This window comes from Marinobacter iranensis (assembly GCF_029207565.1).
In the GTDB taxonomy this organism is placed as follows: Bacteria; Pseudomonadota; Gammaproteobacteria; order Pseudomonadales; family Oleiphilaceae; genus Marinobacter; species Marinobacter iranensis.
In genome coordinates this window covers 54,026-66,449 of the sequence record NZ_JANCMW010000018.1, presented here as the reverse complement: position 1 = coordinate 66,449, position 12,424 = coordinate 54,026, and the positions used below count along the sequence as shown (strand labels likewise).

11 protein-coding genes are annotated in these 12,424 nt (G+C 60.5%); 6 read left to right on the top strand and 5 right to left on the bottom strand.

Annotated features, from left to right (window positions below; all coding sequences use genetic code 11):
• Position 1: 1 nt before the first annotated feature.
• From NLU14_RS20570 to pdsR, 3 genes are all read right to left on the bottom strand, one after another.
• The gene (locus NLU14_RS20570; protein WP_275710128.1) at positions 2–1,312 is read right to left on the bottom strand and encodes a DUF3422 family protein; all 1,311 of its coding nucleotides are present in this window, start codon (positions 1,310–1,312) and stop codon (positions 2–4) included.
• Positions 1,313–1,440: 128 nt separating this feature from the next.
• On the bottom strand, positions 1,441–3,453 hold the full coding sequence (locus NLU14_RS20565; RefSeq protein WP_275710126.1) for an ATP-binding protein: 2,013 nt from the start codon (positions 3,451–3,453) through the stop codon (positions 1,441–1,443).
• A gap of 3 nt (positions 3,454–3,456) precedes the next feature.
• A complete protein-coding gene (gene pdsR, locus NLU14_RS20560; RefSeq protein ID WP_275710124.1) occupies positions 3,457–4,158 on the bottom strand; it encodes a proteobacterial dedicated sortase system response regulator in 702 nt (233 codons plus the stop codon).
• Positions 4,159–4,371: 213 nt separating this feature from the next.
• Here pdsR and NLU14_RS20555 point away from each other — a divergent pair, with 213 nt between their 5' ends.
• The 5 genes from NLU14_RS20555 (at position 4,372) to NLU14_RS20535 (ending at position 8,645) form a co-directional block, all read left to right on the top strand.
• Positions 4,372–6,528, top strand: a complete 2,157-nt coding sequence (locus NLU14_RS20555) for a marine proteobacterial sortase target protein (RefSeq protein WP_275710121.1) — start codon at positions 4,372–4,374, stop codon at positions 6,526–6,528.
• The gene (locus tag NLU14_RS20550) at positions 6,525–7,136 is read left to right on the top strand and encodes a class GN sortase (RefSeq protein WP_275710119.1); all 612 of its coding nucleotides are present in this window, start codon (positions 6,525–6,527) and stop codon (positions 7,134–7,136) included. Before NLU14_RS20555 ends, NLU14_RS20550 begins: the two co-directional genes overlap by 4 nt.
• A 47-nt stretch (positions 7,137–7,183) precedes the next feature.
• Complete coding sequence (locus tag NLU14_RS20545) at positions 7,184–7,894, top strand: lysophospholipid acyltransferase family protein (RefSeq protein ID WP_275710117.1); 711 nt, start codon at positions 7,184–7,186, stop codon at positions 7,892–7,894.
• A gap of 104 nt (positions 7,895–7,998) precedes the next feature.
• Positions 7,999–8,241 (top strand): GlsB/YeaQ/YmgE family stress response membrane protein, encoded by a 243-nt coding sequence (locus NLU14_RS20540; protein WP_135804062.1) that lies wholly within the window; start codon positions 7,999–8,001, stop codon positions 8,239–8,241.
• 2 nt (positions 8,242–8,243) lie between these two features.
• Positions 8,244–8,645: an MAPEG family protein gene (locus NLU14_RS20535; RefSeq protein ID WP_275710115.1), complete on the top strand. Its 402-nt coding sequence runs from the start codon at positions 8,244–8,246 to the stop codon at positions 8,643–8,645.
• Between the two features lie 53 nt (positions 8,646–8,698).
• On the opposite strand, the gene NLU14_RS20530 is transcribed toward NLU14_RS20535, so the two are convergent.
• Positions 8,699–9,145 (bottom strand): OmpA family protein, encoded by a 447-nt coding sequence (locus NLU14_RS20530; protein WP_275710113.1) that lies wholly within the window; start codon positions 9,143–9,145, stop codon positions 8,699–8,701.
• Positions 9,146–9,478: 333 nt separating this feature from the next.
• Between NLU14_RS20530 and NLU14_RS20525 the strand changes: the two genes are divergently transcribed.
• Complete coding sequence (locus NLU14_RS20525; protein WP_275710111.1) at positions 9,479–10,927, top strand: rhomboid family intramembrane serine protease; 1,449 nt, start codon at positions 9,479–9,481, stop codon at positions 10,925–10,927.
• A gap of 24 nt (positions 10,928–10,951) precedes the next feature.
• On the opposite strand, the gene NLU14_RS20520 is transcribed toward NLU14_RS20525, so the two are convergent.
• Positions 10,952–12,406 carry a tetratricopeptide repeat protein gene (locus tag NLU14_RS20520; RefSeq protein ID WP_275710109.1) on the bottom strand — a complete coding sequence of 485 codons (1,455 nt, stop codon included), beginning with the start codon at positions 12,404–12,406 and terminating at the stop codon, positions 10,952–10,954.
• Between the last annotated feature and the right edge of the window lie 18 nt (positions 12,407–12,424).

Sequence of the window (12,424 nt, the reverse complement as noted above, 5' to 3'; positions counted from 1 at the left end):
GCTACTGCTGCCGTGCCAGTTTGATAAAACGGCGGTGAACCAGCCGTACCCCGAAGAACACCAGGCCCATCACGACCGGTATGGCAAGGCCGAGCACCAGCGACTTGTTGAAATCAAAACCGGCATCATGGGCCGAATCCAGTGCCAGTTTCAGCAGCCCGACCAGGTAGTAACTGATGGCCACCACGGAAAGTCCCTCCACGGTGTGCTGCATCATCAACTGTATTTTCGAACGCCGGTCCATGGAGCTTAATAGTTGCTGGTTCTGACTCTGGATCGCCAGCTCCACCCGCGTGCGCATCATATCCGAGGCGCGGTCCACCCGCCGGGACAGGTCTTCCAGGCGGTCCTTGACCGATTCACAGGTTTCCACCGCCGGTGTCAGCCGCCGGGTCATGAATTCGGTGATGGTGAGGTGCCCGGAGAGCTCGTCCTCCCGCAGTTCGTCCAGGCGCGTCAGCACCAGTTGGTGATAGGCGCGGGTGGCGGAGAAACGGAAGGTGGAGTGGGCGCGGAAGGCCTCGATACGTGCCGCGATGTTGGTCAGGTCCGCCAGCACCTCCCGTTCGTTGATGTCCTGGTGATCGGCCAGGGACTGGGTGATCACCGCCAGTTGCTGGTCCATGTCGTTCAGGTCGGGTGTCATTTCCCGCGCCAGTGGCAATGCCAGCAATGACATCAGGCGGTAGGTCTCGATTTCCATCAGGCGCTGGGTCAGGCGGCCAAGCTGGCTGTCGGACATGTCCCGGTTGAGCACCATGAAACGGCCAAAGCCGTCGCTATGAAGCTTGAACGTTCCCCAGACACGCGCCTTGCCTTCCCAGGGGCTGCTGCCCACCAGCCGTTCGCCCTCGAACCAGTGGCGGATCTGCGCCAGGTCGGTTTCCGGGCCATTGGTGGCCTGTTGCATGTCAATGTGAAAAGCGGCCACCACGGTGCCAGTAAGCTTTTCGAGCCATCCCTTGGGCAAGGATGAGATGCCGGTGCCCTGAAACGGCTGGTGATCGTTCCCGGCGCCCAGGTTGATAAAGGTGTAGGACGCAAACTCCATGTGCATTTCACGGCGGATACGGAGGGAGCCGAAGGTAGCTTCGTAGCAGCTGACATCCTCAAGGGGTTCCGGTTCTCCCAGCATGATATGCAGGTCCTGCCAGTGCCGGAACTGGGCGGCACGCTGCTCTGGCGTGGTCAGCAAGGCGATATGGGTAACCTGTGCCGGGCAGGGCAGCACGTGGAACGGCCGGGAGTGGAGTTCGTTGTAGAGTTCTGCCCGGAGGGGGTGCAGATCCAACTGGTCAAGCAGGCGGTTCAAGGTGTGTTCCTCTGACGGCGATGTGGGCCGGCGATTTTCAGTGTCAGGCTGAACATGAACATTAAAGGGTCTTGCGGTATCCCGAAAGGCGACTTGTGGCTTACGACTCTTGTCGGGGTGCCGGGGGCTCAGGGCACCGGTGGCAATAGTACCGTAAAGCGCACGCCGCCCGCTTCGTTGGTGGCCAGTACCTGGCCGTTGTGGTGTTCGGCAATCAGCCTCACGATCAGCAGGCCCTGGCCCAGGTGACCTTCCTGGTTGCCGGTTCTCATCGACACAAAGGGACTGAAAATATCGCTGGCGAGGTTTTCCGGCAATGACGAGCCCTCATTGAACACACTCAGTTCCAGCTGTTTCTGGCCCTGCCGCAGACGCACCTCAATCCTGCCCGGCACCGGCGTGAAGTCCCGGGCATTGTCCACCAGCTTGTCCAGCAACTGAACCAGTAGTTCCGGGGAGCCGTGGCAGGGGCAATCGCTGGCGGGGCCGGAATAGTGAATGCGGTGGTCCGGGTCCAGCGCCTGATAGGCATGGACGGTCTGGGACGCGACTTCGGCCAGGTCAAAGGTTTCTTTCTCGGCATGGTCAAAACTCTGTTCCAGCCGGGCTGCCTCGCTCATGCCCTGCAGTATCTGGCTAAGGCGTTCGGTGGCGGAGCGGGCGCGTTCGATGTAGCTGGCCTGGTCGGCCGGGTCCGTGGTCTGGCCCAGGTTTTCCAGGGAGGAACGCACCACTGCCACTGGGGTTTTGAGTTCGTGGGACAGGCGCCGGGAAAAGCTTTCCAGGTAATCCGTGTAGCCCTGAAGGCGATCAACCATATGGCTGAACTGTCGCGACAGGTCGCCGAGCTCGTCTTTTGCCCGGGCAGGCGGCAGGGCACCCAGAACGCGGCCATCGTCATCAATGCTGGCACTCACTGCCCTTTGCAGGCGGGTGATGCGCCAGGAAAGCCAACTGGCATACCCCAGCAGCACCAGCATAAGCCCGATGATCAACAGCACGCTGCGGGCAATTACCGAACCGAGTGTGCTGCCGGACAGGGCCAGCAACTGGTCCAGGGATTCTTCCAGCACCAGTACGCGGCCATCGTCCAGGGGCTGCTTCACCAGCATGTAGGTGTCGCCGTCCCGATGACGAACCAGGCCCTGGGGCGGCAGGCCTCCGGCCTCCATGCGATGGGTTTCGTCGTCCAGTGGGACTGGATCAGGCTGGTAGAAACGCACCAGTGCCCGCAGGCCATTCAGGCTGATGCGCTCAAGGATCTGGAGCGGGCTCAGGCTGTCGAACGCTGGTTCGTTGGTTTCAGAGTCACGGGTCTGGCGCGCAATCACCCATCCGTCCGGCTCCAGGACCCAGGCGCCCTGGCCCGGCGCGATCATTGCCTCAAGCCGGTTTTCGAGTTGCGGCAGCCGGGTAACGAGCTTTGCCGAGGCGGGGCCCGCAACAACGCGTTCGTCGCCGGTGGTATCGGTTTCGTCTGCAGGCCATGTCACCTGGAAGCCAAAACGGGACGAAGGATCAGGGCGGGGAATTCTCAGTTCGGCCTGGTAGCCGTTGCTGACAGCTTGCCAGTAGCCGCTGATGCGATAGTCTGTCGACCCTTCGCGCCCGGTTTCAACGGCGTTTATGGCACCTGGCGCCTGGGTACGAATAAGGCGCCGGGTTGTCTGCCTGTCGTCAATGAAGTAGAGCTCGATCTGGTCATGGGGCTGGCCAGGGTTGCCCGGGTTGAAAAAGTCCGCGGTCCTGCCGTTGACGCGGATCAGAAGGTAGAGATGATTGCGGTTCACGGCTGCCTGCCAGGAGAGCTCTGGCCCATTGTTTTCGCTGACTCTTTCGGTGCTTTGCCACTGCTGGCGGGATTCTTCCTCGTCGTATCCCGGCCAGTCGTCACCGTAGCCGTCCAGGTTGGGCGTGCGGGAGAGCAGGTCGGCATAAATCACGCGAGTACCCGGTTCAACGGCCGGGCTTTCCTCCAGCTGCTCGGTTGCCAGCCCGGCTGTACGGCCGGCCTGGCTTTGCAGTTGCCGGGCCGCCTGGTCCCGTAGGGCCTGGTCCAGCTCCAGAACGAACTGCAGGCCTGCCCAGGGAATCAGCAGCATCAACAGGCTGGCGATAAAGAGTTGGCGTTTAAGGGTCAAAACTCAGGCCTCATGGGCGTTCCAGCGGTAACCCATGCCATAGGCGGTGTGAATGCCGTCGAAGCCCTCATCGATCTGCAGGAATTTGCGGCGTATCCGTTTGATATGGGAGGTCACCGTATTGTCGTCCAGTACCGTGCTGGCGGCTTCCATCAACTGGTCACGGCTGCGCACATGGCCCGGGTGCTGAACCAGGGAGTGCAGCATCCAGAATTCGGTCACCGTCAGGTCGATGGGCTGGCCGTTCCATTCCGCGGTCATCCGGTCCACATTCAACACCAGCCGGCCCCGGTGTACCACTTCGTCTGGCTGTTTCAGGGCTTCGGCCCAGGCATCGGCGCGCCGCAGCAGGGCGGTTACGCGAGCCAGCAGGTGGTCCATGCTCATGTCCTTGGTGACATAGTCGTCGGCCCCCAGTCGCAGGCCGTGCACGGAATCGATGTCGCTGTCGCGGGCGGTCAGGAAGATGATCGGCAGGGTCTTCGACAGGCTGCGCAGGTCCTGGCACAGGGTAAAGCCGCCTTCGGGCTCGTCACCCAGGCCCACGTCGATAATGGCCAGGTCCGGCAGGGCGGTGCGCAATACCTGGAAGGCACTGGTGCGGTCACCATAGGCGGACACCCGGTAGCCCCGGCGCTCGAAGGCATCACGGTAGTTCTCCCGGATGGCGGGTTCATCTTCAATCAGCACGATGTGTCGCTTCATAACCTGCAGCCATTTCCCTGTTAATACGGGCTCCTATTTAACCATGGCCTGCGGCCAGAACAAGGTAAAGCCGCAGGTTTGCCACAATTCATCATTTTTTCATCGCCGGATCGCCAGATTGTGACACCGGATCGCCGCTTCCATGGGCTGAAATAGTCGCCAGTTGCCACCAGGCGTGCTTTTTCAACCACATTGAGACAAGGAAGCAAAACGATGCTGCTGACCAACCTGGGACTCTCTTCAACGGGCATTGTGAATGCCCGGCATCGGAACACCGGATTGACGGGGCGGAGGGTGTCTCCCCGAGCGCGACGCTGGCTCGAAGGAATTTCCCTTTGGCTGGCGGTTTTGCTGTTCCTGTTTGTCCACCCGGTGTATGCCGAGGCCTCTGAAACCGGGCACGAAGGCGCCGGGGAGTTCCATTTTGTCGATGATGCCGGCCAGCGGCTGGGCTCGGCGACCCTGCTTAACACGGACTATAAGGTGACCGTCAGCGGGCTGATTGCCGACACCCGCTTGCGCCAGAGCTTCCGCAATACCAGCCAGCAATGGCGGGAGGGTGTGTTCGTGTTCCCGCTGCCGGAAAATGCCAGTGTCTACGGCATGACCATGACCGCTGGCGAACGGGTGATTGTGGGCGAAATCCATGAAAAGCAGGAAGCGAAGCGCCAGTATACCCAGGCTAAAGAGGAGGGCCGCAAAGTAGCCCGCGTGGACCAGCAACGGCCCAACCTGTTCACCACCCGCATGGCGAATATTCCCCCCGGCGAAACCATTACCGTGGAGCTGAACTATCAACAGGCTGTGCGCTACCAGTCCGGTGAGTTCGAGCTGCGCCTGCCCACCACACTGACACCCCGCTACATGCCTGGCCAGGCACTGGATAACGGGCCGGCACAATGGTCCGGAGGCTGGGCGACGCCCACCACACAAGTGCCGGATGCGGACCAGATCAGCCCGTTCACGGTGCTGCCGGAAGATGTGGGGCCTGACAGCCACCGGGCAACGATTGCCCTGGAAATCAACGCTGGCCTGCCGGTCAGCCGCGTATCCAGCCCCAGTCACCGGATTAGCAGCACCTGGAACGGAAACACTGTTGAAGTGGCGCCGGAATCCGATGCCGTACTGATGGATCGTGACCTGGTGGTGCGTTGGGCACCGGCCCGGGGCATGGAGCCGGCCGCCGCAGTGTTTCACGAACAGTGGCAGGGCGAGGACTACCTGCTGGCCCTGGTGGTGCCGGGTCTGAACCGTGACCAGCAGCTGGCAAGGGAACTGGTGTTCGTGATTGACACCTCTGGCTCCATGGCCGGCGAGTCCATCCGTCAGGCCAGGCAGGCGCTGCTGCGAGGCCTGGATACCCTGGGCCCGGATGATCGCTTCAACGTTATCCAGTTCAACAGCCAGACCCATGCCCTGTTCATGGAATCGGTGCCGGCCAGCGCCAACAACATTGCCCGGGCCCGTCGCTATGTGAAGGGGCTGAATGCCGATGGTGGCACCGAGATGGCGCCGGCTCTGGATGCGGCGCTGGACGACAAACACGGTGACGGCGAGAACACCTCCGCGGCAAGAGTCCGACAGGTGGTGTTTATTACCGATGGGGCCGTGGGCAACGAAGCGGCCTTGTTTGGCAGGATCAGCAACAAGCTGGGCAGCAGTCGTCTGTTCACGGTGGGTATTGGCTCCGCCCCCAACATGCACTTCATGCGGGAAGCGGCGCGCTATGGCCGTGGAACCTATACCGCCATCAGTGATCTGTCAGACGTGGCGCGGCCGCTGGATGAACTGTTCGGCAAGATGCAGTCGCCGGTGTTGACGGACATCGCGGTTAGCTGGCCCGGGCAGACGGCCACCACCGAAGCTTTCCCTGGCCGTATTGGTGATCTGTTCCGGGGCGAACCCATGGTGCAGGTGGTGCGCGGGTTGCCGGGCAAAGGTGAACTGGAGGTGTCGGGGCTGCTTCCGGATGGCAGCCAGTGGCAGCAATCGCTGCGCCTGGACCAGGCCGCCAACGGTAAGGGCCTGCACCGCCACTGGGCGAAGCAGAAAATCAACAGTCTGATGGACAGCGGGCTTACCGGCCAGGTTGATGAGGATGCGCAGGCGGAAGTGACACGCCTGGGGCTGAAATACCAGTTGATGACGAAATACACCAGCTTCCTGGCGCAGGACAAAACCCCATCGCGGCCGGCAGAGGAAACCCTGGCCGCCGACAGCGTACCCACACTGCTACCCGCCGGAAGCCAGGGCACCATGCTGCGTTATCCCCAGACCGCCACCCTGTCGCCCCTGTTGATCGCCATCGGCCTGGTGGGGCTGATGTTCTCGGCGGCGATTACCCTGTTGCAGAGGAGGGTGTTTGCATGAACCGATTGATCCTCCTGCTGGCAACCACCTTTGCCACCGTCCTTGCGGTGGGTCTGTGGATCCCTTTCAAGGCGCTGGTGGCGCAGGAACTTCTGGAGCTGGCCTGGGCCGAGAGCCAGGCCCGTCAGCAGCAAACCCGGCCCTGGCCCTGGGCGGATACCTGGCCGGTCGCGCGCCTGACACTGCCGGAAACCGGCCAGTCGCTGATTGTGCTGGAGGGGGCCCACGGAGAAAGCCTGGCATTCGGGCCCGGGCAGGTGATCGGCAACGGTGGCCAGGCAGGGCCAGTGGTGATCGCCGGCCACCGGGATACCCATTTCCGGGGGCTGCAGCATCTGGAAACCGGAAGCCGGGTTCAGTTACAAAGCCGGGACGGGGATTGGCGCATCTTCCGGGTCGACCGTATTCGGGTGGTTGATAGCCGCCACGAGCAGATCAACACCGCGCAGTTGCCCCGGGATTCCCTGCTACTGGTGACCTGTTACCCCTTCGATGGCCTGGAAAACAATGGTCCGCTACGCTATGTGGTAGAGGCTACAGCCGAGTCACTGGTGACCGCGGACGAGGCCAGGAGCGCCTTGCCCGTGGAGGCTGTTGCCGGAACCTGATTTTGGCGTACACTTGTGCGCTAAAAATTGCATCAGGGTTGTATTCGATGGGAATGCTGAGAAAACTGCTGGCCTGGCTGTCGGTGCCAGTGATCTGTCTGTTTGCGCTGGCTCTGTACGCTGTCAGGCCGTTCAACCCGGACAATAACCGGTTGCTGGGGTGGGCGGTTGCCCGGGTGGGCCGTTTCTTCCTGGGGATGGAGCGCCCATTGGAAGGGACTGAAAACATGCCGCAGGACCGGCCAACCGTGGTTATTGCCAACCACCAGCATAATGACGACCTGTTCGTGATGGGCGACCTGCTTCCACCCCGTACGGTGACGGTGGGTAAGTCCTCTTTGATCTGGGTACCGTTTTTTGGCCAGGTATTCTGGCTTGGTGGCAACGTCATCCTCAACCGGGGCCGCTCCCACAAGGCCATCGCGGTGATGCAGGCCACCAGTGAGGCCATCAGCCATGACCGCAAGAGCCTCTGGGTATTCCCGGAAGGCACCCGCAGCCGTGGCCGGGGCCTGCAGGGCTTCAAGAAAGGCGCCTTTCATGCTGCGGTAGCCTCCGGCGCCCCCATCACCATGGTCTGTGCCAGTCAGTATTATGACCGCACCCTGGGCTGGTCCGGGTGCCGCGAACCGGTGGCCGTTTGCGTGCTTCCTCCCGTGGAGACAGCAGGGCTCACCACCGAGGACATTCCACAACTGATGGCCCGTTGTCATCAGCGAATGGAAACGGCCATCGCCTCCCTGGCTCCCCCTTCCTGAACCCTTTCGAGGAAACTCTTGGCCCCCGTACCGGAAGTGCTTGAAGCGTCAGGCAAAACAGGGCAGTCTTTCGGAGACTGTTTCGCTGCAGGGAGATGCATGCAATGAATCTTATTCTGTTCCTGATTATTGGTGGTGTGGCCGGCTGGCTGGCGGGCCTGATCATGAAGGGCCGCGGTTTTGGCGTATTGGCCAATATTGGTATCGGTATTGTCGGTTCCGTTCTCGGCGGTTTTGTTTTCCGCTTGCTGGGGCTCGCTGCGCAGGGGGCTGTGGGTGAACTGGTCACCGCAACTGTTGGCGCGGTGCTCCTGCTGGCGGTAGTCAGCGCCATCAAGAAGGCTTAACGATGATTGTACCTGTTTCAGCTGTTTTCGCGGCCGTTCTGGGGCTGTTGTTGCTGGTGTTGTCGGGGATGGTGTCCCGCTTTCGCCTGAAGTACAAGAAGAGCCTGGGGGTGACCGACGACCGGGACTTCCAGGCCGCTGTGCGCGCCCAGGCCAACCTGGTGGAATACGCGCCCTTGGGGCTGGTTATGCTGGCGATTGCCGAATTGAACGGCGTTGCCAGCGGGTTGGTGTACTGGACGGGGATGGCCTTCGTGGTAGGGCGTGTGTTGCATGCCTTCGGCATGATCAACGGCCGCGGCGGCCCACACATTGCGCGGATGACGGGCATCCTGCTGACCTGGGGTGGCATTCTTGCCATTGCGGGGTTACTGCTCTGGAACGTGTTCCAGGTCTACGGCTGAGTTTTTTGTTGGGGGCTGAATAGCCCCCGATTCATCTCTGTTTTGGGGCGGTTTTACAGCGCCCGTGCCATTTCCATGGTGAGGTATTCCAGCTCTAGCCTGCGGTTGGCGGCATGGTCTTCCGGGCGAGCAAGTGGGCGGTCGCTGCCCCACCCGCTTACCAAGATCTGGCTTTCCCTGACGCCTTCACGAATAAGCAGCTTGGCGGCACTGCTGGCCCGCAAACGCGACAGGAATTCATTGTATTCACCAACGCCGAAATTATCCGCATGGCCATGGATGCGTATCGTCACACCCGGGTTATGCCTCAGGTAGGCGGCATGCTGTCGCAGGATGGCCAGGTCCTGATCATCCAGGCGATGCTTGTTGAATCCATAATGGAAACGCAGGCGATGTGGTTTACGGGGGGAGCTGTCCGGCACCAGTGCTGGCATCGGAAGGCCGGATTCGATGGCCGCTCTGGCAAGTAGCTCCGGGTTGTCCAGAATGAGTACAGTCATGGCAGTTTCCTTGTTTGCACGTCCGGTTTTTCTTGTTGTCCCGGCAACTATTGGCTGTGGCCGGGACAACGGCAATTGGCGATTGGTCGAAACCCTCATCCAATACCCGTTTCGAGCATTGGCGATTCGCCCCTTAGCGGCTGCCCTGATTGAATGTCATTTGTGTGACCATCGTGTGACAGCCGCAGAGTAGCCTGTTTGTGGTGCCACGCACAGTTTGTTTTGCCCGTGGCCGGCTAAATCGCTTCAGGATTCATTACAACGCGAAAAACTGGCCATGCTGTGGTAAAAAGCACATCTCCAGGGACAAATTATGATGAATTGTGACCACCCATGCTGATTATCCCCGCTGAAAACGCCGTTAACTGGAAACGCCCGCCCTGGGTGACCCTCGGGCTGATCATGTCCTGCCTGCTTGTTTTCCTGTTTTACCAGGGTGACGACAACCAACTGATTGAACAGGCCATTGAGCAGTACCTTGAGTCGGACCTGAAGTCTCTGGAAGCGCCGGTGTACGAGGACTACCTCCAGCGCCAGATCCAGTTTGAAGGGGATGAAGACCGGGTTTACGAGCTGCAGAATTTCCAGCAACTGCGGCAGGAAGGCGAGGAGCTGTGGCTGGCCTACAGCCTACTGTCTGACCGCGAGTTCTACCAGTACATGCTGGCCAACCGTGACAGGCTCTGGGCACCGGCCGAGCGCAGGCTCTGGATGGAGCAGCGGGGCGACATCCAGACCCGGCTGATGGATCGCCTCAGTGCGAACCAGTTGGGGCTGGTGCCCGCGGAATTCTCCCTTTACACATTGATTACCTACCAGTTCCTCCACGGTGGCTGGGGGCACATCATCGGCAACCTGGTGTTCCTGTTCCTGTTGGGCTTTACCGTTGAGAAGGCCCTTGGTCCTGGCCGCTTTCTGCTGGCCTACCTGCTTTGTGGCGCACTCTCCGGCGTAGTGTTTACGGCGTTCTCCACCGGTAGCCACATCCCGCTGGTGGGTGCGTCCGGCTCCATCTCCGGGCTGATGGGTATGTACGTGGCCATTTACGGGCTGCAGAAAATCCGTTTCTTCTATTTCGTCGGTGTCTACTTCAATTATTTCCGGGCTCCGGCTTTGGCCATCCTGCCGGTGTGGCTGGGCAAGGAAATCTACGACTACTGGTTTGCCGGTGCCACCGGCATCGCCTACATGGCCCACGCCGGAGGCCTGGTGGCGGGGGCCGGTATGGTCTGGTTGCTGGGTAAGAGCTGGCTCCAGGTAAAGGAGGAGTTTTTTGAGCCAGAGGAAGACGAGCAGGACGAGCGTTTCACCACCGGCTACAGCCAGGCCATGGCCAGCCTGGGGCGGATGGACTTCGACCTGGCCCGGCGCCAGTTCGAGGCACTGAGGGAGCACTACCCGGATCGCACTATCCTGTTGGAGCACCTTTACCAGTTGGCGAAGTTACGCCCGGACCTGCCGCAATACCGCGAGCGGGCCCGGGAACTGATGAACGAGTCCCTAAGCCACCGCCAGCCTGAACAAATGATTGAGATATGGCAGGAATACCTGGGTAAAGGTGAAAGTCATCAGCCTCTCGCCGCCGAAGACCACAATCGGGTTCTGTTCATCAGCCTGAAACAACATGATCTCAAAGCCGCAGAAAAGGCCTTCGAAAGGCTTAAAAGCACCGGCGATAAGCTATTAACAACGGAAGCCTGTCGATTGCTGGTAGAAGAGTTCGAAAAGCACCAGATGACGCCAAAAGCCCGCCACTACAGACAGTTATTGCAGGAAGGCTAACTCACTGTTGGGCGGCACTTGGCCTTACTCCTGAGGTGCGAACGAGGCTTTCGGGCCCTTCAACGGCTCATGGTTTTCAACCTGTTGCAGGTAAACGTCGATCTGCTCATGCAGCGGGTGGTTCAGGCACCGCTTCTTGATGAAATTCAGGAATGCCGAAGCCTTTTCCCACTGTCCCAAACCATTGGCCAGGGCCTGCGCCACCAGCAGGTAGGCCGGAGCCAGTTCCTCGCTGTCCGGGAACCGCTTGTGGAAGTCCTGCAACAGCTTCAATGCCGGCTTGAACTGCCCACGCTGGTATAGGCAGCGGGCACAGCGCACCGACAGCTCTGGGTCTTCCAGTCGAAACCCTGGCTCGATGGTTTCAATAGCCGCCAGCAATGCCGCAATACCCTCGCCATCATTCCGATCCGTGAGCATGTTCAGCAACCGCGGGTGGTAACGGTAAAGCTCCGGGATATCGTTGCGGGCTGTCAGCAACTGGTGCAGTTGCCCCAGCCGCAGGGTGTTCTGGGAGTCCCGTTTCAGGGCTTCCTTGAGCATCGACTGAACGCGGTCGTAGTTGCCGTCCTTCAGGTTCATGTCGATGTCGGCATCAAACCTCTGGGTCCGGTCCCGGTTCTGTGCTTCCCCGGCGTGTTCCTCATCCTGCAGGTCGCTGGCAAACCCCAATTCTTCCTGGTACTGGAACAGCAGGTAACCCAGCATATGGAACAGGATCAGCGTGAAGGTACTGTTGAGGAAACCGGCCAGTGTCATCGCCATGCCCGGTGCAAAGTGGGTCAGGGCGAAGTCCTGGGCCGCGCCAGAGGCGAGCGTGAGCAGGATCAGGTAACCGTACAGCAGAAAGTAGGGCGTGCCGATGCGTGAAATCAGCACCGCCAGGTTCATGGGGTTAACGGCGGCGATAACGGAACGCTCCATGGCCAGCACCATGATGCTGGCGGGCAGGGCCAGGATCACGAATGCCAGGGCCAGGAACATCAGCAGCGGCCCGCCGACCATGGCGGCGGCAGTGACCATGCCGCCCATCAGCACGAACACCAGCAACTGCAGGATTACAATATCAAAACCGCTACCCGTAAACGCCACGGCAACCGGAGGCGGTTTCATGTGGCCTTCAGCGGTGTGGCTGATCACGGCATAAGTGTATTTCAACAGCGCCAGGGCCAGCACCAGGGTGATAATCAGCCCGATGATGTTGCCACTGACCAGCAATGGCACCAGGGTGCAGATGGCGATAACGATCAGCGGGTCGGTGTGGAACGGGTAGCGGAAGAAAGCGCCGATGCGATTCCAGAAGGGCACCGCTTCCGTGGCCGCGCCAAGATAGCGCATGGCACGGCTGCAGTGAGGGCACAGAGCGTGTTGTTTACGGGTGTCGGCATCCGGCATGCAACGGGTGCAATAATGTATCTGGCAGTCGCCGCAGTGCCATTTTGCGGGTTCGCCGGGATGGTAATGGCAGTCGTGTTTCACAATGGGCCCGGTTCTGGT